A 20,647-nucleotide genomic window follows, 5' to 3' on the forward strand; every position below is an offset into this window, starting at 1 on the left:
CGGTAGGGTTGCTCCCTGACACACGCGCGCCGGTCGGCCGCGCAGGCCGACCAGCAGCTGCTGGTCCACCGTCGTTCGCATCTCTCAAAAGCAAGGACTGCTCATGGGTTCAGTGATCAAGAAGCGTCGCAAGCGCATGGCGAAGAAGAAGCACCGCAAGCTGCTTCGCAAGACTCGCCACCAGCGCCGCAACAAGAAGTGACGCGTCCCTGACGCGACGAGGACGACCCCCGCCCCTTCGGCGGGGGTCGTCCCGCGTTCTGGCTCTGTATGCCGGCCCATGCGGAGCGTGGGACCCGCGCCCACCCATCGCCCCCGTCTCGGGTGACGGGCCTCTCCCTCCAAGAGTGCCGTGCCGTGGGGGCGACGAAGTAGGGTCGGGCACGACGATGTCGACCGAGGGAGGCAGGACCCGTGGGCCAGGTGGTTCTCGTGACGGGGGTGTCCCGCTATATCGGTGGGGTCCTCGCTCGCCGGCTCGCGGCCGACCCCGGTGTCGACAAGGTGATCGGTGTCGACGTCATCCCGCCGCCGCGTGACCTCGGCGGCGCCGAATTCGTCCGGGCGGACATCCGCAACCCGATGATCGGCAAGGTCATCGCTCAGGGCGATGTCGACACCGTGGTCCACGCCAACGTCATCGCGACGCCCACCTTCGCCGGAGGACGCACTCCGCAGAAGGAGATCAACGTCATCGGCACCATGCAGCTGCTCGCTGCGTGCCAGAAGGCGTCGACGGTCAAGCGGCTCGTCGTGAAGTCGACGGCGGCGGTCTACGGCTCGACGCCGCGCGACCCTGCCATGTTCACCGAGGAGATGACGGCCAAGCGGCTGCCGTCCTCCGGCTTCGGCAAGGACTCGATCGAGGTCGAGGGCTACGTGCGCGGCTTCGCCCGGCGCCGTCCCGACGCAGAGATCCTCACCCTGCGCTTCGCGAACATCATCGGCCCGCGGATCCGGACGTCGATCACCGACTACTTCAACCTGCCCGTCATCCCCGTCCCGTTCGGTTACGACGCGCGCCTGCAGTTCGTCCACGAGGACGACGCCATCGCCGCGCTCGCGCGCGGAGTGACGGGCTCGACGACCGGCGTGGTCAACGTCGCCGGCGACGGTGTGCTCACCGTCCTGCAGGCCGCGGCGATCGTGCGTCGGCCCTTCGTCCTCGTGCCCATGGCGGCTGCCGGGCCGCTCGGTGGTCTCGGCAAGAGGTTCGGCCTCGTCGACTTCAGCCCCGACCAGATGACCTTCCTCGCCTTCGGGCGCGGCATGGACACGACGGTGATGCGGAGGACCTTCGGGTTCAACCCCTCCTTCTCCACGCGCGCGGCGTTCGAGGACTTCGCGCGCACGGTGACCCCGGTGGTCCCGTCGTTCGACGCGGTGAGCGGAGTCGTGGGCGGGCTCGCGGGGGCTGCCCAGCAGGTGTTCGGACGTGCGACAGGAGGGCGGCACTGATGGCCACCGAGAAGTCCGGCGCGAAGAAGCCAGCCGCGAAGAAGCCGGTCGGGAAGAAGCCAGCCGCGAAGGAGTCCGCGGCGACGAAGGCGACTTCCGCGGCCACGAAGACGGCGACGACAACGACGAAGTCCGCGGCGACGAAGACGGCGACGACGAAGACGGCGACGACGAAGGCGGCCGCCACGAAGCCCGCCGCGACCAGGACCGCCGCCTCCACGACGAGGACTGCGACGTCCAGGCGCGCCACCTCCGCGACGAAGACGTCACCGAAGAAGGCTCCTGCACGTCGATCGTCCTCGGTCGCCGCCGGCGCAGCCCGGGCCTCGGGCGAGCGAGCCCGTCGAAGGTCCACACCGCTGCTGTCGGCACAGGTCGACGACGTGCTTCCCGTTGAGCCGAGGGCCGCCGCTCCCACGCCTGACCCCGCGCCGAGGACGACCCCTGAGCCCGCGCCGAGGTCGGCCGCCGAGCCGGCCGCCTCGCCGAAGGCCAAGCCGGCCGCCGACACGGAAGCGGGAAGCGCAGCCTCGCCCGCCACGCGCCGGGCCCACCGGCCGCACCCCACCGTCCGGGCGAAGGCGTCGGCCAAGGCGACCAAGCAGGCCGGCGTGCGACCGACGAGCCCGAGGGCCAAGCGCGCCGCGGACGAGGCGGCCCGCCGGCACCTGCGCGTGGCCACCGTGGCGGAGCCGAAGCCCGCGCTGACTCCCGTCCGGCCCGCGTCCCCGGACCCCACCGCCACCCAGACCGACATGTCGCTGCCGGTGCCGGGGATCGAGGAGCTGCTCAGCGCGTCCATCGCCGCGATGCGGATGGCCGCCCAGGGCGCCGGCATCTCCCCGGAGGAGATCGAGCGCCGGATCGCCGCGACCCTGGCCTTCCTCCGTCGTCGGCTCGAGGGGGACTACTCGGTCGACGAGTTCGGCTACGACGAGCACTTCGCCGAGCACGTGATCTTCCCGATGCTGCGCCCGATCTACCGCAACTGGTTCCGGGTCGAGGTGCGTGGACTCGAGAACATCCCCGACGAGGGTGGCGCCCTCATCGTGAGCAACCACTCGGGCACGATCGCCATCGACTCGCTCATGGTCGCGCAGGCCATCCACGACGAGCACCCCAGGCACCGGATCATGCGGGCGCTCGGCGCCGACCTCGTCTTCCAGACCCCGGTGCTCGGGTCGTTCGCCCGCCGTGGCGGCTCCACCCTGGCGACCGGCGACGACGTCGACCGGCTCTTCGCCAAGGGCGAGCTCGTCGGTGTCTTCCCCGAGGGGTTCAAGGGCGTCGGCAAGCCGTTCAAGGAGCGCTACAAGCTCCAGCGCTTCGGCCGGGGCGGGTTCGTGTCGGCAGCCCTCAAGGCCGGCGCGCCGATCATCCCGACGTCGGTCGTCGGCGCCGAGGAGATCGCCCCGATCCTCGGCAACATGAAGACGGTGGCACGCCTCCTCGGAGTGCCCTACGCCCCGATCACCCCGACATTCCCGCTTCTCGGGCCGCTCGGGCTCATCCCGCTGCCGAGCAAGTGGATCATCGAGTTCGGCGCACCGATCGAGACCGCGAGCCACGGCGCCGCAGCCGCCGACGACCCCATGCTCGTCTTCGACCTCACCGACCAGGTCCGCGAGACGATCCAGCAGACCCTCTACTCGCTGCTCATGCAGCGCCGCTCCATCTTCTTCTGAGGCCCGTATGCCGTCCGGTCCCGACCCAGCCCCCGCCCCCGACGAGCGCCCTGCGCCCGAGGCGCGGGTCACCCTCATCGGCAAGCCCGGCTGCCACCTCTGCGACGCGGCCCGGGCCGTCGTCGCGCAGGTGACCGACGAGCTCGGGGAGTCCTTCGTCGAGCGGTCCGTGCTCGACGAGCCCGAGCTCATGGCGCGCTACGCCGAGGAGATCCCGGTGACGCTCGTCGACGGTCGGCAGCACGACTTCTGGCGCGTCGACGCGGACCGGCTCCGCGCGGCGCTGGAGCGACCGCAGGCCTGACTCCGGCGGCTCCGGAGTGGCGGAAGCGGTTACACCGCCCGCTTGTACCAGAGGGCGATCTGTGCTCCGTCTCGGGGTCCGCTCGTGACTTTGTGCATCCCTTCACAAGTGCGTACGCTGATCGGGCACCACCACCCTTCTGAACAGGAGTCGAAGGCCTCGTGTCCGCCGACGTCGCAGCCCGCCGGGGGATTCCCGATGCGTCCGTGGCGCGACTCCCCGGATACCTCCAGGCCCTCACGAGCCTCGCGGAGCGGGGCATCAGCTCGGTGAGCTCGGAGGAGCTCGCGGCTGCGGCGGGAGTGAGCTCGGCCAAGCTGCGCAAGGACCTCTCGCACCTCGGCTCCTATGGCGTGCGCGGCGTCGGCTACGCGGTCGACCGCCTCGCCTACGAGATCTCCACCGCGCTCGGGCTCACCCAGGACTGGCCGGTAGCGATCATCGGCATGGGCAACCTCGGGCGCGCGCTCGCGGCATACAGCGGTTTCACGACGCGCGGCTTCAACGTCATCGCGATCCTCGACCGCGACGACGAGCTCGTCGGGACCTCGGTGGGGGACCTGCGGATCCGCCCCATGACCGACCTCGAGTCGCTCGTGCGCGACGACCGCCTCGCGATCGGTGTCATCGCGACGCCGGCCGACTCGGCGCAGGACGTCGCGGAGCGCCTCGTCGAGGCCGGGGTGCGCTCGATCCTCAACTTCGCGCCCTGCGTGCTCGACGTGCCCGACGACGTCATGGTTCGCAAGGTCGACATGTCGACCGAGCTCCAGATCCTCGCGTTCCACGAGCAGCGTCGCACCGGTGAGCTGGACCTCGCCCAGTCGTCGGTCGAGGGGGTGGCCCTGTGAGCCTGCTCGTCCTCGGACTGTCGCACCACGGCGCCCCGATCGGCCTCCTCGAGGCGGCGGCGCTCGACCCGGCCTCGCGTGGACGACTCGAGTCGGCCATCGTCGGCTCCGAGCACGTCGTCGAGGCGGTCGTGGTCTCGACCTGCAACCGCACCGAGGTCTACGCCGAGGGTCTGACCTTCCACGGAGCCCTCACCGACGTGTCCGAGGCACTGGCCGCGGCCACCGGCGTGCCGCTCCCGGACCTCCAGCCCCACCTCTACGTGCACTACGAGGACCGTGGCATCGCCCACGCGTTCTCGGTCGCTGCCGGACTCGACTCGATGGCCGTCGGCGAGGCGCAGATCCTCGGCCAGCTCCGTGAGGCCCTGAGTCGCGCGCAGCGCCGCGGGCACGTGGGGCCGGCGCTCAACACCCTTCTCCAGCAGGCACTCCGCGTCGGCAAACGCGTCCACACCGAGACCGGGATCGACGACGTGAGCCGCTCGCTCGTCGGTGTCGGCCTGGGCGTCGCGGACGACGTCGTCGGCCCCATCGACGGTGCTCGCGTGCTCGTCATCGGGGCCGGGGGCATGGGTGCCCTCGCCGCGACGACCGTGAGCCAGGCCGGCGCCGAGTCGGTGACCGTGGTCAACCGCGGCTTCGCGCGCGCCGAGCGTCTCGCAGCCCGGGTCGACGGGGTCGCGCTCTCGTGGGACGAGCGCACGACCGCGCTCGTCGACGCCGACATCGTCATCTCCAGCACCGGCGCCACCGGTGTCGTCGTCACCGCCGACGACGTCGTCGCGGCCCAGCAAGCCCGTGGCGGCCGCCCCCAGCTCTTCGTCGACCTGGCCCTGCCGCACGATGTCGACCTCTCCGTCGCCGACCTCGACGGCGTGACCCGCATCGGTCTCGCCGAGCTCGGCGACGCGCTGAGCCACGCCGGCGACGTGCCTCAGGTCCGGGACGCCCGCGACATCGTCACCGGCGAGGTCGCCGCCTACCTGACGGAGCGGTCCGCCGAGGCCGTCGCCCCGACCGTCGCCGCCCTGCGCACCCGTGCCCAGGAGGTCGTCGACGACGAGATGGCCCGCCTCGAACGGCGCACCCCCGACCTCGGCGACGCCCACCGTGCCGAGGTCCAGCGCGCCGTGCACCGCATCGTCGAGAAGCTCCTCCACGCTCCGACCGTCCGCGTCAAGGAGATGGCGCAGAACGGCCAGGGCGGCAGCTATGCCAAGGCCCTGAGCGAGCTCTTCGACCTCGACCCCCGCGAGGTGTCGGTCGTGTCCACGCCGCCGGTCATCCCGGTGACCGACGACGAGGAGGTCGGCCGATGACCCTGCGCCTCGGCACCCGCCGCTCGTCGCTGGCGACCACGCAGTCCACGTGGGTCGCCGACCGCCTGCGTGCCCTCGGGCACGAGGTCGAGCTCGTCGAGATCACGACCGAGGGCGACCGCGACCGCACCACCCCGCTCGCGACGATGGGCGGCACCGGCGTCTTCGTCTCGGCCCTGCGCGAGGCGCTGCGCGACGGCAGCGTCGACCTCGCGGTGCACTCGCTCAAGGACCTGCCGACGACGCCCGAGGACGACCTCGTGGTCGCGGCCATCCCCACCCGCGAGGACCCCCGCGATGCCCTCGTCGCCCGCGACGGCCTCACCCTCGGCGAGCTGCCCGCCGGCTCGACCGTCGGCACCGGCTCACCCCGGCGCCGGGCCCAGCTCGAGGCGCTCGGGCTCGGACTCGAGCTGCGTGAGCTGCGCGGCAACGTCGACACCCGCCTGGGCAAGGTCACCACCGGGGCGCTCGACGCCGTCGTCCTCGCCCACGCCGGCCTGCGCCGGCTCGGGCGAGCCGATGTCGTCACCGAGGTCCTCGACCCGATCCAGATGCTCCCGGCCCCGGGCCAGGGCGCGCTGGCCGTCGAGGTCAGGGCCGACGACGCCGCCACCCGCGACGCCGTGGCCGCCCTCGACGACGCCGACACCCGTGCCTGCGTCGTCGCCGAGCGTGCCGTCCTCGCCGAGCTCGAGGCCGGGTGCTCCGCACCCATCGGCGCCCTCGCCGAGATCGTCCTCGGCGACGAGGGCGACGAGCTGTCGCTGCGTGCGGTCGTCGCGAGCATCGACGGCAGCGGCGACGTCCGCCGCTCCGCCGCGGGCTCCCCGTCCGACGCCGACGCCGTGGGCCGCGGCCTGGCCCGACTCCTCCTCGAGGACGGCGCGGCCGACCTCGCACCCCTGACCACCAGCCCCACCGTCCACACCGAACGTCCCGGAGCGTGACCAGTGAGCACCACCCGCTCGAATCGACCGACCACCCCCGCCCGCACCCCCGCGCGGGTCGCCTTCGTGGGCGCCGGCCCCGGGGACGCCGGACTGATGACGGTGCGCGCCCTCGAGTACCTCGCCGAGGCCGACGCCGTCGTCATCGACCAGGTCGCCCGTGAACAGGTGGTCGAGCGCCACGCTCGTCCCGAGGTCGAGATCATCGACGCCGGGCACGGCGAGCACGGACAGCCCCTGACCCACGCCTCCCGGGCCAAGCTCGTCGTCAAGGCGGCCAAGGCCCACCCGCGTGGCCTCGTCGTCCGCCTCATGGACGGTGACCCGGCGACCTTCAACGGGCTCGCCGAGGAGGCCGCGGCCTGCGTCAAGGCCGGCGTGCCCTTCGAGGTCGTCCCGGGCGTGAGCTCGGTGAGCGCTGTCCCGACCTACGCCGGCGTGCCCCTCACGACGACGAGCTCGCGTGGCATCCACGTCATCACCGCAGGCCAGAAGATCAAGGACGTCTCGGTCGCGACCGACCCGTCGGTCACCGTCGTCGTCCTCGGTCAGCCCGACACCCTCGTCGGCACCCTCGAGGCGCTCCGCGACGCCGGTCGGGCCGAGGAGACGCCCGTCGCCATCACCGAGCGCGGCACCACCGTGCAGCAGGTGACGGTGACGACGACGCTCGGCGAGGTCGCCAAGGCCGCCAAGGCGATGCAGTTCCCGGCGCTGGCCGTCGTCGGCGACACCGTCGCCCTGCGCGACTCGCTGTCCTGGTTCGAGACCAAGCCGCTCTTCGGCTGGAACGTCCTCGTGCCCCGCACCAAGGACCAGGCCGGTTCGATGGTGCGCCGCCTCGAGCGCTACGGCGCCGGGGCCACGAGCGTCCCGACCATCTCCGTCGAGCCGCCGCGCACCCCGCAGCAGATCGAGCGGGCCGTCAAGGGCCTCGTCACCGGCCGCTACGAGTGGGTCGGCTTCACGTCGGTCAACGCCGTCAAGGCGATCCGCGAGAAGTTCGAGGAGTTCGGGCTCGACGCCCGCTCGTTCGCCGGGCTCAAGGTCGCTGCCGTCGGTGGCGTCACCGCCGAGGCGCTGCGCGACTGGGGCATCAACCCCGACCTCGTCCCCGAGGGCGAGCAGTCGGCCAAGGGCCTGCTCGACGAGTGGCCTCCCTTCGACGAGCTGCTCGACCCGATCAACCGCGTGTTCCTCCCGCGTGCCGACATCGCCACCGAGACCCTCGTCGCCGGGCTCCAGGACATGGGCTGGGAGGTGGACGACGTCACGGCATACAGGACCGTTCGCGCCGCTCCGCCTGCTGCCGAGATCCGCGACGCGATCAAGAGCGGCAGCTTCGACGCGGTCGTCTTCACGTCGAGCTCGACGGTGCGCAACCTCGTCGGCATCGCCGGCAAGCCGCACCCGTCCACGGTCATCGCGTGCATCGGGCCGGCCACGGCCAAGACCGCCGAGGAGTGCGGCCTGCGGGTCGACGTCCTCGCGCCCGAGCCGTCCGCGGACGAGCTCGTCGACGCCCTTGCCGACCACGGTCGGTCGCTGGCGCTGACGGCTGCCGAGGCCGGCGAGAGTGCGGTGCGCCCGAGCCAGAAGCGGCCCACCGCCCGGCGTCGCGCGAAGTGACGGGACGGTCGCCGATGCTGCCGGTGAGGCCTCGTCGGCTACGCCAGTCGCCGGCCGTTCGGCGGCTCGTCGCCGAGACGCGGCTGCACCCGGCCGAGCTCGTCCTGCCCGTCTTCGTCCGTGAGGGCATCGACGAGCCGCAGCCGATCGAGGCGATGCCCGGCGTCGTCCAGCACACCCTCGACTCGCTCGCCGACGAGGCGCGCCGCTGCGTCGAGGCCGGGCTCGGCGGGATCATGGTCTTCGGCGTTCCCGACGACGCGGCCAAGGACGCCGTGGGCTCCGGGGCCGACGCCGAGGACGGGATCCTCAACGTCGCCCTGCGTGCCGTGCGTGACGCGGTCGGCGACGACCTCGTCGTCATGGCGGACCTGTGCCTCGACGAGTTCACCGACCACGGCCACTGCGGGGTGCTCGATGAGCAGGGCCGCGTCGACAACGACGCGACCCTCTTCCGGTATGCCGCGATGGCCCTCGCGCAGGCCCGCGCCGGTGCGCACGTGCTCGGCCTGAGCGGGATGATGGACGGCCAGGTGGCGTTCGTGCGGGAGGCTCTCGACGAGGCCGGCTTCCAGGACACGATCCTGCTCGCCTACGCCGCGAAGTACACGTCAGCGCTCTACGGGCCGTTCCGCGAAGCCGTGCAGTCCTCGCTCGTGGGGGACCGCGCGACCTACCAGCAGGACCCGGCCAACGCGACGGAGGCGTTGCGCGAGATCGAGCTCGACCTCGCCGAGGGCGCCGACATCATCATGGTCAAGCCGGCGCAGACCCATCTCGACATCATCGCGATGGCCGCTCAGACGTCGTCCGTGCCGGTCGCGGCCTACCAGATCTCGGGCGAGTACGCCCAGATCAAGGCGGCCGCCGAGCGCGGCTGGATCGACGGCGACCGAGCCGTGATGGAGTCGCTGCTGCACATCCGTCGGGCCGGCGCCCAGGTCATCCTGACCTACAGCGCCCTCGACGTCGCCAACCGCATCTGATTGCGCAAAACTTCACCCCCGCCGGCCCGAAGGCCCTGCGGGGGTGAAGTTAGGCGCAATCAGTTGCGCACGAGGCTGTCAGGCCTGCTTGGCGAGCTGCACGTCGATGTTGATCGTGATCTTGTCGGAGACGAGGACGCCGCCACCCTCGACCGCGGCGTTCCAGGTGAGGCCCCAGTCCTTGCGGTTGACGGTCGTCGTGGCCTCGAAGCCGGCCTTGGTGTTGCCCCACGGGTCCTGGCCGACGCCACCGAAGTCGACGTCGAAGGTCACCGGCTTGGTGACGTCCTTGATGGTGAGCTCACCGGTGAGGGTCTCGCCGTCGAAGGAGGTCGAGCGGAAGGTCATGACCGGGAACTGCTCGGCGTCGAAGAAGTCGGCGCTCTTGAGGTGGGCGTCGCGGTCGGCGCTGCCCGTCTCGACCGAGGCGATCTGAGCGGTGACGTCGACGACGGACTGGGAGATGTCCTCGGCGACCTCGACGGTGCCGGAGACCTCCTTGAAGTAGCCGCGGACCTTGCTGACCATGAGGTGACGGGCGACGAAGCCGACCTCGGTGTGGGAGGCGTCGACGGCCCAGGTGCCGGCGGGGAGCTGCTGGGTGGTGAGGGTGGTGCTCATGAGTGGACTCCTCAGGAAGTTGGGGGTTGGTGCCTTCACGTGGTTCAACGGCACCGTATTAGTAGATATTTCAACCTTCTTGCCGAGGGGGTGTGATCCGGGTCACACCTAGGGTCTGCGGTGGTGCCGGGAGTGGCGTCCGAGTTCGCTAGCATTCGGGCATGGCCGGGGATGACACGTCGAGCACCCGCTGGCTCAGCTATGAGGAGCAACAGGCGTGGCGGGCCTACCTGCGGGCCCACCGTGAGCTCCAGGTCGCCCTCGACCGAGACCTCACCGAGTTCGACATCAGCCTCCCCGAGTACGAGCTGCTCTCCATGCTCTCCGAGCAGGACGGGGACCGGGCCCGCATGTCGGTCCTCGCCGACCTCGTCGTCCAGAGCCGGAGCAGGGTCACCCACACCGCCAAGCGCCTCGAGATGCGCGGCTGGGTGCGCCGCGAGCCCACGCCCGAGGACGGCCGCGGTGTCGCCCTGGCCCTCACCCCCGCTGGGCGCCGCCTCATCGAGAGTGCTGCCCCGACCCACGTGCACTCGGTCCGCGAGCACTTCATCGACCTCATGACGCCCGAGCAGCTCAGCGTGCTCCGGGACGCCTTCTCCGAGGTGCGCTCGCACCTCGTGCCGGGTGCCCGGCCGGAGGACGAGATCGCGTAGGGGGCGACAATGGGGCCATGACGTCCAGCCCCACCCCTGCCCGCTCTTCCGTCGCCCCTTTCTCTGACGCCCCGGCCTCCGCAGCCCTCCTCGAGCGCGCGACCCGCGTCATCCCCGGTGGGGTGAACTCACCGGTGCGGGCGTTCCGCGCCGTGGGCGGCACACCCCGCTTCATCGCCGAGGCCAGCGGGCCGTGGCTCACCGACGTCGACGGCCGGCGCTACGTCGACCTGCTCTGCTCGTGGGGCCCGATGATCCTCGGTCACGCCCACCCCGACGTCCTCGAGGCCGTGCGCACCGCCGCCGCCAAGGGATTCTCCTTCGGCACCCCGAGCGAGAACGAGGTGCTGCTCGCCGAGGAGATCGTGGCTCGCATCGAGCCGCTCGAGCAGGTCCGGCTCGTCTCGTCCGGCACCGAGGCGACCATGAGCGCCGTGCGGCTGGCCCGCGGCGTCACCGGCCGAGCTGTCATCGTCAAGTTCGCGGGCTGCTACCACGGCCACGTCGACGCCCTTCTCGCCGCGGCCGGATCCGGTGTCGCCACCCTCGCGCTCCCGGACTCCGCCGGCGTTCCCAAGGAGATGACCGCCGACACGATCGTCCTGCCCTACAACGACGTCGCCGCGCTCGAGGCCACCTTCGCCGCGCGCGGAGGCGAGATCGCGGCCGTCATCACCGAGGCCGCCGCCGGCAACATGGGCGTCGTCCCGCCGGCGCCGGGCTTCACCGAGGCCCTGCGCCGCATCACCCGCGAGCACGGCGCCCTGCTCGTCTCCGACGAGGTCATGACCGGCTTCCGCTGCAGCAAGGCCGGGTGGCTCGGTCTCGAGGGCCCGTATGCCGGTGGCGCACCGGACCTGTTCACCTTCGGCAAGGTCATGGGTGGTGGCTTCCCGGCGGCCGCCTTCGGTGGCACGACCGAGGTCATGAGCCACCTCGCGCCGCTCGGCCCGGTCTACCAGGCCGGCACCCTGAGCGGGAACCCCGTCGCCACCGCGGCCGGCCTCGCGACCCTCAAGGGCTGCACCGACGACCTCTACCCGCGCCTCGAGGCCACGGCCCATACCATCGCCGACGCCGCCAGCGCCGCGCTCAGCGCCGAGGGTGTGGCCCACACCGTCCAGTGGGCCGGGTCGATGTTCTCGGTGTTCTTCCGCGACTCCGCGGTCACGAACTACGACGAGGCTCGCGACCAGGACACCACGGCATACGGGCGCTTCTTCCACTCCATGCTCGAGTCGGGAGTCCACCTGCCACCGAGCGCGTTCGAGGCGTGGTTCGTCAGTGGCGCGCACGACGACCAGGCCATCGGGCAGGTCGTCGAGGCGCTGCCGGCAGCGGCCCGGGCGGCGGCCCAGTCCGGTTGACGGGACGCTCAGGTTCGTTTGCGACAATCGGCGCCATGACCAGGCCAGGCCCCGCCTCCGATGAGGCAGACCGCACGGTCGTGCACCTCGTGCGGCACGGCGAGGTCCACAACCCCGATCGCATCCTCTACGGACGGATGCCCGAGTTCCACCTCTCCGAGCTCGGGCGGCGCATGGCCGACCTCGTCGCAGCCCACCTCGTCGACCACGACATCACGCACGTCATCTCGAGCCCGCTCGAGCGCGCCCGCGAGACCGCCGCTCCCATCGCGGCGGCGCACGAGCTCGAGGTCGAGATCGACGAGCGGGCGCTCGAGGCCGAGAACGCCTTCGAGGGGCGCGCCGTGGCCGGCGGCAAGGGCATCTTCCGCGACCCGAAGATGTGGAAGCTCATGGTCAACCCGATGCGCCCGTCGTGGGGCGAGCCCTACGTCGACCTCGCGTCGCGGATGCAGGCCGCCGTCGACTCGGCGCGCGACCTCGCCCGCGGCCACGAAGCCGTCATCGTGTCCCACCAGGCGCCGATCTGGATGCTGCGCCTCGCGATCGAGGGCCGCCGCTTCGTCCACGACCCGCGCAAGCGGCAGTGCACGCTCGCCTCCCTCACCTCGCTCACCTACCGAGGCGACGAGCTAGAGTCGCTCGCCTACAGCGAGCCGGCCGCCGAGCTGCTGCCGTTCGCGCACTCGGGAGCCGGTGCATGACACCTCGAACCCCTCGGTATGCCGTGTCCCGCGCTGCCGTGTCAGTCACCTCCGTGCTCGCGCTCCTCGCGCTCGGCGCGTGCTCGTCGGACCCGAACTCGATCGCGGAGCAGGCCAAGAAGGGCGACCAGAAGGGCTACATCGCAGGCAACGGCGCGATCGAGCAGATCCCCGTCGACCAGCGGCTCAAGCCGGTGACGCTGGAGGGCACGACGCTCGACGGCAGGCAGTGGTCGAGCACGTCCGAGCGGGGCAAGCAGGTCGTCGTCGTCAACCTCTGGGGCTCGTGGTGCCCGCCCTGCATCGAGGAGATCCCCGACCTCGAGAAGGTCTGGACCGACGTGCAGGCCGCCGGCAAGCCGGTGCAGTTCATGGGGATCGACTTCCGTGAGGACCCGCAGCGCGGTGCGGCCTTCGTCAAGACGCAGAGGATGACCTATCCGAGCCTCACCGACGAGTCCGGCGTGCTCATCCTCGCGTTCGGCCGTCAGGCCCCGACGAGCCCGCCGTCCACCCTCGTGCTCGACCGCGAGGGCCGGGTCGCGGCGCGGGCCAACGGCGCCGTCTCGGCCACGACGCTCCAGGGCCTCATCGACGACGTGCTGAAGTCCGAGTCCTGACGAGTGACCGACCAGATCGCCTCCGGCGCCCTGCCGCTCGCCGTCCTCGTGGCGGCGCTCGCCGGGCTCGTGTCCTTCGCGTCGCCGTGCGTCCTCCCGCTCGTGCCGGGATTCCTCGGCTACGTCACGGGGTTGAGCGACACCGCGCTGGAGCAGCGCTCGCGCGGCCGGATGGTGCTCGGCGCCCTGCTCTTCGTGCTCGGATTCACCGTGGTCTTCGTCCTCGGCTCGATCTTCATCGCCACGCTGGGACGGGCGCTCATCGAGCACCGGGTGCTGCTCATGCGCGTCGGGGGAGTGCTCGTCATCCTCATGGGACTCGTGTTCCTCGGTGTGGGCTCGCGGGCAGGCTCGCAGCGCCAGCTGGCGCCGTCGTGGCGTCCGCGTGCCGGGCTCCTGGGTGCGCCCCTGCTCGGCGCCGTCTTCGGGCTGGGCTGGGCGCCGTGCACCGGTCCCACCCTCGCCGCCGTCCTCACCCTCTCGGCCTCGACGACGAACCCGAGCACCGGTCGCGCGGTGACTCTGGCGACGGCATACGCGCTGGGTCTGGGCCTGCCGTTCATCCTCGCGGCGGCCGGGATCGAGAGGTTCGGCCGCGTGTCCGGGTGGGTGCGGCGCCACCACCGCGTCGTGCAGCTCGTCGGCGGAGGGCTCCTCATCGTCGTCGGAATGCTGCTGCTCACCGGCGTCTGGGAGGACCTCACCCGGTGGCTCCAGACTGAGCTCGTCAACGGGTTCGAGGTGCCGATCTGATGAGTCTGTCGACCCAGCCCACCGACCCGCGCACCGAGCGCGACGACATCACCCAGCCGTCGCTCGGCCCGCTGGGGCTGCTGCGCTTCGCGTGGCGCCAGCTGACCTCAATGCGCACGGCGCTCTTCCTGCTGCTCCTGCTCGCGGTCGCCGCCCTGCCGGGGTCGATCTTCCCGCAGCGCTCGATCGACGCCGTCCGCACCGCCGACTGGATCGCCCAGCACGAGACCGCCGGCCCCTGGCTGGACCGGCTCGGGTTCTTCGAGGTCTACGCGTCGCCGTGGTTCGCCGCGATCTACCTGTTGCTCTTCGTCTCGCTCGTCGGGTGCGTCCTGCCGCGCTCCAAGGTCCACTGGAAGGCCATGCGCTCGCAGCCGCCGCGGGCACCCAAGCGCCTCGAGCGGCTCGCCGCGCACGACACGGTCACGGTGGACGGTGCGCCCGAGGACGTCCTGGGCGAGGTGCGTGCGGCGCTGAGGTCCGCGCGCTTCCGCACCCACTCGCACGACGACACCACCGTGTCGGCCGAGAAGGGCTACCTCAAGGAGACGGGCAACCTCTTCTTCCACCTCGCGCTCATCGGCGTCATCGTCGGCATGGCCTGGGGCCACCTGCTCGGCTGGAAGGCCGACATCATCCTGCCCGTGGGCGAGTCGATGGCCAACGTCGCTGCCCGCTACGACACCCTGAGCACCGGCCCGCTCGTCGACCCCGCCGACTTCGAGCCGTTCACGATGACGCTCACCCGCTTCGACGCCGAGTTCGAGACCGACGTCCAGGGCAAGGGGCAGTTCGGCTCGCCACGGGACTTCACGGCATACGTCGACTTCACGAAGTCTCCCGGCGCCGAGGTGGAGAAGAAGGTCATCCGGGTCAACGGGCCGCTCGAGACCGGCGGCGGCACGGCCTTCCTGCTCGGCAACGGCTATGCGCCGAGGATCACGGTCAAGGACGCCGACGGCAACGTCACCTACTCCGACGCGACGCCGTTCCTCGCGCAGGACAACAACTACACGTCGGTCGGCGCGGTCAAGGTCGCCGGTGCCGGGCCGGCCGGCAAGCAGCTCGGGTTCGCCGGGCTCTTCCTGCCGACGTCCGTCCTCGACGAGCAGGGCCCGCGGTCGGTCTTCCCCGACCTGCTCGAGCCGGCGCTCGCACTGTCGGCCTTCGAGGGGACGCTCTTCCCGGGCGGGCGGCCGCAGTCGGTCTACTCCCTCGACACCTCGGGCATGACGCAGCTCGAGAACAAGGAGGGCACCGACTTCCTGCGGATCTGGCTCAAGCCCGGCCAGACCTACACGCTGCCCGGCGGGCAGGGCTCGATCACGTTCGACGGGGTCGAGCGGTTCGCCGGGATCTCGGTGCGCAATGACCCGGGCAAGGAGCTCACGCTCGTCGCCTCGCTCGTGGCGCTGCTCGGGCTCATCCTGTCGCTGACGATCCGTCGGCGCCGGGTCTTCGTGCGGGTTGCGCCCGCGAGTGAGGAGGGCCGTACCGTAGTGAGCATCGGCGGCCTGGCCAAGGACGACGACGAGGGCATGGGCGAACAGCTCGAGGACGTCCTCACACGACTGGAGGAACGACGCACGTGACCAACGAGACCCTGGCGAGCTACGCCAACCTCAGCCTGTACTCCGCGATGGCGGTCCTCACCCTCTCGATGCTCGGGTATGCCGGCTACCTCGCCGGGCTGCTCCCCGCCCGCGAGGCGCGGGCCGAGTCCGTCGAAGGGGCCGAGGCGCCGGAGCGCGAGCTCGTCGCCGCCGGTGGCGGGTCCGTGGGTGCCGGTGCCGGGGGTGGCGACGTCGTGACGACCTCTCCGACGGGCACCGAGGTGCCGCTGCGCGCCCGCAAGGCCGGAGGCATCGCCCAGACCCTCGCGATCCTGGGCACGGTGCTCCTGCTCGTGTCAGCGGCGCTGCGCGGCGCCTCCGTGCAGCGCTGGCCGCTGGGCAACATGTTCGAGTTCGGGGTGGCATCGGCGCTGTTCACGATGGTCGTCTTCGTAGCATGGGGTGTGCGCCGCGACCTCAAGTGGCTCGGGCTGTTCGTCGTCGCACCCGTGCTCATCCTGCTCGGGCTCGCCAACACGGTCTGGTACACCGAGGCCGCCGAGCTCATGCCGTCGCTCAAGAGCGTCTGGCTCGTCATCCACGTCACCGTCGCGACGATCTCGGTCGGGCTCTTCGCGGTCGGGTTCGTCGTCGCCCTGCTCTACCTCGCGCAGGACCGCTTCGGTGCCGACAGCCGGGTGCTGCGTGCGCTGCCGGCGGGCAGGACCCTCGAGCGGCTGACCTACGGCCTGCACATCGTGGCGTTCCCGCTGTGGACGTTCACGCTCATCGCCGGTGCCATCTGGGCCCGCCAGGCGTGGGGTTCCTACTGGAACTGGGACCCCAAGGAGGTCTGGACGTTCATCATCTGGGTCGTCTACGCGGCCTACCTGCACGCCCGGGTCACCCGTGGCTGGCGCCGCCAGTCGGCCACCTGGGTCGCGGTCGCCGGCTTCGTCTGCATCATCGTCAACTACGCCGTCGTCAACGTCTACTTCGTCGGCCAGCACTCGTACTCGGGACTCTGAACACATGTCGATGGTTCGCTACCTCATCCTGCGCACGCTGATCTTCGTCGGCTGCCTGGCCGCGACGTGGCTGCTCGGGATGCGTGACCGCGAGGAGCAGCTGCTCGCGGTCGTCATCGCCGCCGTCGCCTCGCTCGTCATCTCGGCGGTCGTGCTCAAGCCGTTCCGGCAGCAGGCCTCGGCCGACATCGCCGAGCGGGTCGACCGCCGCGTCGAGCGCAAGCGCGAGCATGCCTCGGGGAGCGACGAGGCGGCCGAGGACGCCGAGGTCGGACGCCCCGCCACCCGCACCGACGACGGCGCCACCAGCGGCGAGGCGGACTCCGACTTCCGCTGACCGCGGCCTCGGGCGGTTGTCGCCACCATCTCGCGCTGTCGGGTGAGGATTCGTCCCCGACGACGCAGGCTGCCCCCGACAGCCGGTGGCGGGGAGCGTCACGCCCCCACAACCGGGGGCGGCGGCGTCAGAAGAGGGCGCGGGAGGTGAGGATGCCGACGAAGATCGACACGGCATACACGAGCTCGTACTTGCCCGTGGAGCCGAGCACGGGCACGAGCCGGCGCCCCTCCGCGCCACCCATGACGACCTGGACGGCGCGCCAGATGGCGGCCATCGACAGCAGGCCGAGCAGCGCCCACGGGTCCCAGATGGCCATGACGCCGACCGCGAGGATGCTCACGACGATGAGGGCGAGCCAGAAGCGTCGGGTGCCCGCGTCGCCGAGCCGCACGGCGAGCGTGTGCTTGCCGGACTGCGCGTCGGTGGGGATGTCGCGCAGGTTGTTGACGACGAGGATCGCCGACGCGATGGCACCGACGCCCACGGCCGCGGCGACGCCGAACCACGACAGCTCGCCGACCTGCGCGTAGAGCGTGCCGAGCGTGGCGACGAGACCGAAGAAGACGAAGACGAAGACCTCGCCCAGGCCGAGGTAGCCGTAGGGGTTCTCGCCGCCGGTGTACTTCCACGCCGCGATGATCGAGAGGATGCCGAGCGGCAGGAGCAGCCACGCCTCCGCGAGGGCGACGAGCGCCAGCCCGGTGATGGCCGCGAAGCCGAACGACAGGAACGCTGCGGCCTTGACGCTGCTGGGCTGCGCGAGCCGCTGTCCCACGAGGCGCACCGGGCCGACCCGCGAGTCGTCGGTGCCGCGGATGCCGTCGGAGTAGTCGTTCGCGTAGTTGACGCCCACCTGGAGGGACAGGGCGACGACCGCGGCGAGCAGCGCGATCGCGTAGCTCGGCTCCGAGTGCTGGGCGGCCGCGGCGGTGCCGATGACGACGGGGGCGACGGCAGCGAAGAGGGTGCGGGGGCGCGCGCCGGCGACCCACTGTCCGAATGTGGCCATGTGGAGGTGTGCCTAGAGTCCTTTGAGGAAGTCGGGGTCGTCATCGGGCCCGCGCGGCATCTGGCGACGCGGCGGCGGGGGGCTCGCCTTGGGCCGGCCGGCGAGCAGCCACGCGACGGACCCGGCGAACGGGAACAGCAGGATGACGAACACCCAGATGAGCTTGGGCAGGCCCCGGACCCGCTGCTCGTCGGTCTTGACGCAGTCGACGACGCAGTAGATCGACAGCGCGAGAGCGATGAGGAAGGGCAGGAAGCGGAGCACGCCCCTATTCTCCCACGGGCGCGAAGAGCCGCCGGATGGCCGCCCGGTCGGGCTTGCCGGGGCCGCGCGCGGGGATCGCGTCCACCTCCCGGACCGCTCGTGGCAGGGCGTGGTCGGGCAGTATGCCGCGCAGCTGCTCGCGCAGCCCACTCACCGTCGGCGCGTGGCCGGGTGAGGTGCCGTCACGCACGACCGCGACCGCGAGGACCTCGCCCCACTCCGGGTCGGGGATGCCCACGGCGACGGCCTCGGCGATCCCCTCGAGCCGGGCCACGGCCTCCTCGACGAGGCGCGGGGCGACCTTGAGCCCACCCGTGTTGACGAGGTCGTCGATGCGCCCGTCGACGTGCAGCCGGCCCTCGTCGTCGACGTGCCCGACGTCGTCGGTGCGGAACGTCCCGGGCGCCGGGAAGGCGGCGCGGGTGCGGTCCGGGTCGCCGAGGTAGCCCCGGGCGACAGTGGGGCCGACGAGGTGGATGCGTCCGTCGGTGTCGAGGTCGACCTTCATTCCGTCGAGCGCGCGCCCGTCGTAGACGCAGCCGCCGGCGGTCTCGCTCATGCCGTAGGTCGTCACCTCCCTGACTCCGGCATCAGCGGCCCGGCGGAGGAGGTCGGGGTGGGTGGCGGCGCCACCGACGAGGACCGCGGCGAAGCGGGCGAGGCGCTCGGTGGCGTGGAGGTCGGCGAGGAGCCGGGTGAGCTGGGTCGGGACGACGGAGACGTAGGTCGGGAGGTCGGTCGGGGGCATCCCGTCGACGGCAGCGACCCAGGTGGCCGGCGTGAACCCCTCGGAGAGCGCCATGACGTGTGGTGTCGTCCCCGCGACGACGGAGCGGAGGAGGACCTGGAGCCCGGCGACGTGGTGTCCGGGGACGGTGAGCAGCCACTGGCCGTGACCACCGAGCCGGGCCGCAGTCGCCTCGATGCTGCTGCGGAGGTTGGCGGTCGTGAGCAGGGCTCGCTTCGGGGCGCCGGTGGACCCGGAGGTCCCGACGACGACCGCGAGGTCGTCGTCGAAGTCGAGGTCACCGGGGTCGAGAGGTGCGAGGTCCGGGGGAGGGGAGCCCACGGCATACGGGGCCACGGGGTGACCGCCCTCGAGGGCGAGCGCGAGACGCGGGAGGACCTCGAGCACCGTCGCGCCGCCCGGAACGGCGAGCGGCTCGATCCTCATGGGACAACTCTAGGCAGCGCGGCTGCGGATGAGGATGATGGGCGCATGGACCCCGAGTTCGCGGCATACCTCGAGCGGGTTCGCGCCCATCGGGCCGAGCTCGGGGAGTCCATGGCCGCCCTCGACGCGGCGCTCGCGCTGCCGATCGGGCTGGGGGTCCTGTGGCGGCGCCGGGTGCGTGCGGCGCTGACCGAGCTCGAGCACGACCTGCGCGACCACCGCGCGATCACCGAGCAGCCCGGCGGGCTCTATGCGGACGCGGTGGCCCGTGCGCCGCGCCTCGCCTCGGTCTCCAAGCTCCAGATGGAGGAGCACCTGGACTTCGTCGAGGTCGTCCAGCGACTCCTCGGGGAGCGGGAGGCCGGCCTCCAGAGCGAGGAAGCCGTTGCGGCACACCGGGAAGCGGCGACCGAGCTGGTGGGGCGCATCGTCCGTCACCGGCAGCGCGGTGCCGACCTCATCTACGAGGCCTACGAGGTCGACATCGGCGGCAGCGGCTGAGCTGCCCTCGTCACCCTTGCGAGCAGGGACGCGGACGGCTCACCGCAGGGCGAGCAGCCCGAGCTTGCCCAGGGTCGCGCTCGCGACGACGTCGTCCCGCCCCTGCACCAGGGCCCAGGCGTCGCGCATGCCGTCGTTGTAGTCGATGTCGTCGAGCACGAGCAGGGCGCCCGGCTCGGACACCGCAGCGATCCGGTCGACGTAGTCCAGCGTGGCGGACCCGACGTGGTGGCCGTCGATGTAGGCGTAGCCCCACGGCCCCTGCGCCAGCACACCTTCGAGGGTGTCGGCGAACGTCCCGACGACCACCTCGGCGTTGCCGATCCCGGCGCCGCGCCACGTCTGCTCCGCCTGGCGCGCGAGCCCGGAGTAGCCCTCGAGGGTGGTCAGCGTGGCACCAGAGGGCAGCGCGGCGGCCTGGTAGCCGCCCGAGATGCCCACGCAGGTGCCGAGCTCGAGCGCCTTGCGTGGTTGCCACACGGTGAGCAGGTGATGCAGCATCCGTGCGCCGGTGGGCGGCTGCGAGGCACGGGCGCAGATCCACGCCACGGGCTCCTCTCGCCCGCCGGACCACGACACCACGTCGTCGGAGTGCAGCATGTCGCGGCGTCCCGCCTCGATGAGCTCGAGCGTCCGTCGCAGACCCGGGTCGGTGGTGTCGGCGGCGACCCGTGCCATCGCCTCGCCCAGGCGTCGTGCGGACGGCTCGGTCGCCGCCGCCAGCCGTGCGGACTCCTGACGGGCGTGACGCCGCAGCGCGGGCGCACGAAGCCAGGACCGCAGGGCCACGCGCCGAGCCAGCAGGCGTGGGCCCAGGGTGCGCTTCAGCGTGTGCATGGTGACTCCCCGTGCGGTGGTGTGGCAGAGGCGCT

General features: G+C 71.8%; 24 protein-coding genes. 19 read left to right on the forward strand and 5 right to left on the reverse strand.

Going from position 1 to position 20,647, the window contains the following annotated elements:
• The first annotated feature begins 103 nt into the window (after positions 1 to 103).
• From LL946_RS11320 to hemB, 10 genes are all read left to right on the forward strand, one after another.
• The gene (locus LL946_RS11320; RefSeq protein WP_003792170.1) at positions 104 to 202 is read left to right on the forward strand and encodes a 30S ribosomal protein bS22; all 99 of its coding nucleotides are present in this window, start codon (positions 104 to 106) and stop codon (positions 200 to 202) included.
• 239 nt (positions 203 to 441) lie between these two features.
• A complete protein-coding gene (locus LL946_RS11325) occupies positions 442 to 1,458 on the forward strand; it encodes an NAD-dependent epimerase/dehydratase family protein (protein WP_404386867.1) in 1,017 nt (338 codons plus the stop codon).
• Positions 1,436 to 1,855: a hypothetical protein gene (locus LL946_RS11330; protein ID WP_404380691.1), complete on the forward strand. Its 420-nt coding sequence runs from the start codon at positions 1,436 to 1,438 to the stop codon at positions 1,853 to 1,855. Before LL946_RS11325 ends, LL946_RS11330 begins: the two co-directional genes overlap by 23 nt.
• A complete protein-coding gene (locus tag LL946_RS11335; RefSeq protein ID WP_404380693.1) occupies positions 1,842 to 3,143 on the forward strand; it encodes a 1-acyl-sn-glycerol-3-phosphate acyltransferase in 1,302 nt (433 codons plus the stop codon). The genes LL946_RS11330 and LL946_RS11335 overlap by 14 nt, the downstream gene beginning before the upstream one ends.
• Positions 3,144 to 3,150: 7 nt before the next feature.
• Positions 3,151 to 3,447, forward strand: coding sequence for a glutaredoxin family protein (locus tag LL946_RS11340; RefSeq protein WP_404380695.1), 297 nt, complete (start codon positions 3,151 to 3,153; stop codon positions 3,445 to 3,447).
• A 161-nt stretch (positions 3,448 to 3,608) separates the two neighbouring features.
• Positions 3,609 to 4,298: a redox-sensing transcriptional repressor Rex gene (locus LL946_RS11345; RefSeq protein WP_404380697.1), complete on the forward strand. Its 690-nt coding sequence runs from the start codon at positions 3,609 to 3,611 to the stop codon at positions 4,296 to 4,298.
• Positions 4,295 to 5,620, forward strand: a complete 1,326-nt coding sequence (locus tag LL946_RS11350) for a glutamyl-tRNA reductase (RefSeq protein WP_404380699.1) — start codon at positions 4,295 to 4,297, stop codon at positions 5,618 to 5,620. Before LL946_RS11345 ends, LL946_RS11350 begins: the two co-directional genes overlap by 4 nt.
• On the forward strand, positions 5,617 to 6,570 hold the full coding sequence (gene hemC, locus LL946_RS11355) for a hydroxymethylbilane synthase (protein WP_404380701.1): 954 nt from the start codon (positions 5,617 to 5,619) through the stop codon (positions 6,568 to 6,570). Before LL946_RS11350 ends, hemC begins: the two co-directional genes overlap by 4 nt.
• Positions 6,571 to 6,573: 3 nt before the next feature.
• Positions 6,574 to 8,199, forward strand: coding sequence for a uroporphyrinogen-III synthase (locus LL946_RS11360; protein ID WP_404380703.1), 1,626 nt, complete (start codon positions 6,574 to 6,576; stop codon positions 8,197 to 8,199).
• A 14-nt stretch (positions 8,200 to 8,213) separates the two neighbouring features.
• Complete coding sequence (gene hemB / locus LL946_RS11365) at positions 8,214 to 9,185, forward strand: porphobilinogen synthase (protein ID WP_404380705.1); 972 nt, start codon at positions 8,214 to 8,216, stop codon at positions 9,183 to 9,185.
• A 78-nt stretch (positions 9,186 to 9,263) separates the two neighbouring features.
• On the opposite strand, the gene LL946_RS11370 is transcribed toward hemB, so the two are convergent.
• Entirely contained in the window at positions 9,264 to 9,806 is a 543-nt protein-coding gene (locus LL946_RS11370) for a YceI family protein (RefSeq protein WP_404380707.1), read from the reverse strand.
• Between the two features lie 161 nt (positions 9,807 to 9,967).
• Between LL946_RS11370 and LL946_RS11375 the strand changes: the two genes are divergently transcribed.
• Genes LL946_RS11375 through LL946_RS11410 form a run of 8 tightly spaced genes read left to right on the forward strand, consistent with a single transcriptional unit; the run spans position 9,968 to position 16,824 of the window.
• The gene (locus LL946_RS11375) at positions 9,968 to 10,462 is read left to right on the forward strand and encodes a MarR family winged helix-turn-helix transcriptional regulator (RefSeq protein ID WP_404380708.1); all 495 of its coding nucleotides are present in this window, start codon (positions 9,968 to 9,970) and stop codon (positions 10,460 to 10,462) included.
• Between the two features lie 17 nt (positions 10,463 to 10,479).
• A complete protein-coding gene (gene hemL, locus LL946_RS11380; RefSeq protein WP_404380710.1) occupies positions 10,480 to 11,829 on the forward strand; it encodes a glutamate-1-semialdehyde 2,1-aminomutase in 1,350 nt (449 codons plus the stop codon).
• 35 nt (positions 11,830 to 11,864) lie between these two features.
• Positions 11,865 to 12,533 (forward strand): histidine phosphatase family protein, encoded by a 669-nt coding sequence (locus LL946_RS11385; RefSeq protein WP_404380712.1) that lies wholly within the window; start codon positions 11,865 to 11,867, stop codon positions 12,531 to 12,533.
• Entirely contained in the window at positions 12,530 to 13,153 is a 624-nt protein-coding gene (locus tag LL946_RS11390) for a TlpA family protein disulfide reductase (protein WP_404380714.1), read from the forward strand. The genes LL946_RS11385 and LL946_RS11390 overlap by 4 nt, the downstream gene beginning before the upstream one ends.
• 3 nt (positions 13,154 to 13,156) lie before the next feature.
• On the forward strand, positions 13,157 to 13,906 hold the full coding sequence (locus LL946_RS11395) for a cytochrome c biogenesis CcdA family protein (protein ID WP_404380716.1): 750 nt from the start codon (positions 13,157 to 13,159) through the stop codon (positions 13,904 to 13,906).
• Positions 13,906 to 15,498: a cytochrome c biogenesis protein ResB gene (locus tag LL946_RS11400; RefSeq protein ID WP_404380718.1), complete on the forward strand. Its 1,593-nt coding sequence runs from the start codon at positions 13,906 to 13,908 to the stop codon at positions 15,496 to 15,498. The genes LL946_RS11395 and LL946_RS11400 overlap by 1 nt, the downstream gene beginning before the upstream one ends.
• Positions 15,495 to 16,487 (forward strand): c-type cytochrome biogenesis protein CcsB, encoded by a 993-nt coding sequence (gene ccsB, locus LL946_RS11405; protein ID WP_404380720.1) that lies wholly within the window; start codon positions 15,495 to 15,497, stop codon positions 16,485 to 16,487. The genes LL946_RS11400 and ccsB overlap by 4 nt, the downstream gene beginning before the upstream one ends.
• A 4-nt stretch (positions 16,488 to 16,491) precedes the next feature.
• On the forward strand, positions 16,492 to 16,824 hold the full coding sequence (locus tag LL946_RS11410) for a DUF4229 domain-containing protein (protein ID WP_404380722.1): 333 nt from the start codon (positions 16,492 to 16,494) through the stop codon (positions 16,822 to 16,824).
• A gap of 127 nt (positions 16,825 to 16,951) precedes the next feature.
• Here LL946_RS11410 and LL946_RS11415 read toward each other — a convergent pair whose 3' ends face one another.
• From LL946_RS11415 to menE, 3 genes are read right to left on the reverse strand one after another with little or no spacing between them, the layout of a single operon-like run.
• Positions 16,952 to 17,836 (reverse strand): 1,4-dihydroxy-2-naphthoate polyprenyltransferase, encoded by an 885-nt coding sequence (locus tag LL946_RS11415; RefSeq protein WP_404380724.1) that lies wholly within the window; start codon positions 17,834 to 17,836, stop codon positions 16,952 to 16,954.
• Positions 17,837 to 17,848: 12 nt separating this feature from the next.
• A complete protein-coding gene (locus LL946_RS11420) occupies positions 17,849 to 18,100 on the reverse strand; it encodes a PLDc N-terminal domain-containing protein (protein WP_404380726.1) in 252 nt (83 codons plus the stop codon).
• A gap of 4 nt (positions 18,101 to 18,104) precedes the next feature.
• Positions 18,105 to 19,274, reverse strand: a complete 1,170-nt coding sequence (gene menE / locus LL946_RS11425; RefSeq protein ID WP_404380728.1) for an o-succinylbenzoate--CoA ligase — start codon at positions 19,272 to 19,274, stop codon at positions 18,105 to 18,107.
• A 45-nt stretch (positions 19,275 to 19,319) separates the two neighbouring features.
• Here menE and LL946_RS11430 point away from each other — a divergent pair, with 45 nt between their 5' ends.
• Positions 19,320 to 19,775, forward strand: a complete 456-nt coding sequence (locus LL946_RS11430; protein WP_404380730.1) for a hypothetical protein — start codon at positions 19,320 to 19,322, stop codon at positions 19,773 to 19,775.
• Positions 19,776 to 19,814: 39 nt separating this feature from the next.
• Here LL946_RS11430 and LL946_RS11435 read toward each other — a convergent pair whose 3' ends face one another.
• Positions 19,815 to 20,612, reverse strand: coding sequence for an O-methyltransferase (locus tag LL946_RS11435; RefSeq protein ID WP_404380732.1), 798 nt, complete (start codon positions 20,610 to 20,612; stop codon positions 19,815 to 19,817).
• Positions 20,613 to 20,647 lie beyond the last annotated feature (35 nt).

Source organism: Knoellia locipacati (assembly GCF_044791685.1).
GTDB lineage: Bacteria > Actinomycetota > Actinomycetes > Actinomycetales > Dermatophilaceae > Knoellia > Knoellia locipacati_A.

What these genes read in the sequence shown, in the direction of transcription:
- LL946_RS11370 (WP_404380707.1), bottom strand. Translation starts at nt 9,806, where the DNA reads ATGAGCACCACCCTCACCACCCAGCAGCTCCCCGCCGGCACCTGGGCC.
- LL946_RS11320 (WP_003792170.1), top strand. Translation starts at nt 104, where the DNA reads ATGGGTTCAGTGATCAAGAAGCGTCGCAAGCGCATGGCGAAGAAGAAG.
- hemC (WP_404380701.1), top strand. Translation starts at nt 5,617, where the DNA reads ATGACCCTGCGCCTCGGCACCCGCCGCTCGTCGCTGGCGACCACGCAG.
- LL946_RS11340 (WP_404380695.1), top strand. Translation starts at nt 3,151, where the DNA reads ATGCCGTCCGGTCCCGACCCAGCCCCCGCCCCCGACGAGCGCCCTGCG.
- LL946_RS11385 (WP_404380712.1), top strand. Translation starts at nt 11,865, where the DNA reads ATGACCAGGCCAGGCCCCGCCTCCGATGAGGCAGACCGCACGGTCGTG.
- menE (WP_404380728.1), bottom strand. Translation starts at nt 19,274, where the DNA reads ATGAGGATCGAGCCGCTCGCCGTTCCGGGCGGCGCGACGGTGCTCGAG.
- hemB (WP_404380705.1), top strand. Translation starts at nt 8,214, where the DNA reads ATGCTGCCGGTGAGGCCTCGTCGGCTACGCCAGTCGCCGGCCGTTCGG.
- LL946_RS11400 (WP_404380718.1), top strand. Translation starts at nt 13,906, where the DNA reads ATGAGTCTGTCGACCCAGCCCACCGACCCGCGCACCGAGCGCGACGAC.
- LL946_RS11435 (WP_404380732.1), bottom strand. Translation starts at nt 20,612, where the DNA reads ATGCACACGCTGAAGCGCACCCTGGGCCCACGCCTGCTGGCTCGGCGC.
- LL946_RS11375 (WP_404380708.1), top strand. Translation starts at nt 9,968, where the DNA reads ATGGCCGGGGATGACACGTCGAGCACCCGCTGGCTCAGCTATGAGGAG.
- LL946_RS11390 (WP_404380714.1), top strand. Translation starts at nt 12,530, where the DNA reads ATGACACCTCGAACCCCTCGGTATGCCGTGTCCCGCGCTGCCGTGTCA.
- LL946_RS11410 (WP_404380722.1), top strand. Translation starts at nt 16,492, where the DNA reads ATGTCGATGGTTCGCTACCTCATCCTGCGCACGCTGATCTTCGTCGGC.
- LL946_RS11430 (WP_404380730.1), top strand. Translation starts at nt 19,320, where the DNA reads ATGGACCCCGAGTTCGCGGCATACCTCGAGCGGGTTCGCGCCCATCGG.
- hemL (WP_404380710.1), top strand. Translation starts at nt 10,480, where the DNA reads ATGACGTCCAGCCCCACCCCTGCCCGCTCTTCCGTCGCCCCTTTCTCT.
- LL946_RS11415 (WP_404380724.1), bottom strand. Translation starts at nt 17,836, where the DNA reads ATGGCCACATTCGGACAGTGGGTCGCCGGCGCGCGCCCCCGCACCCTC.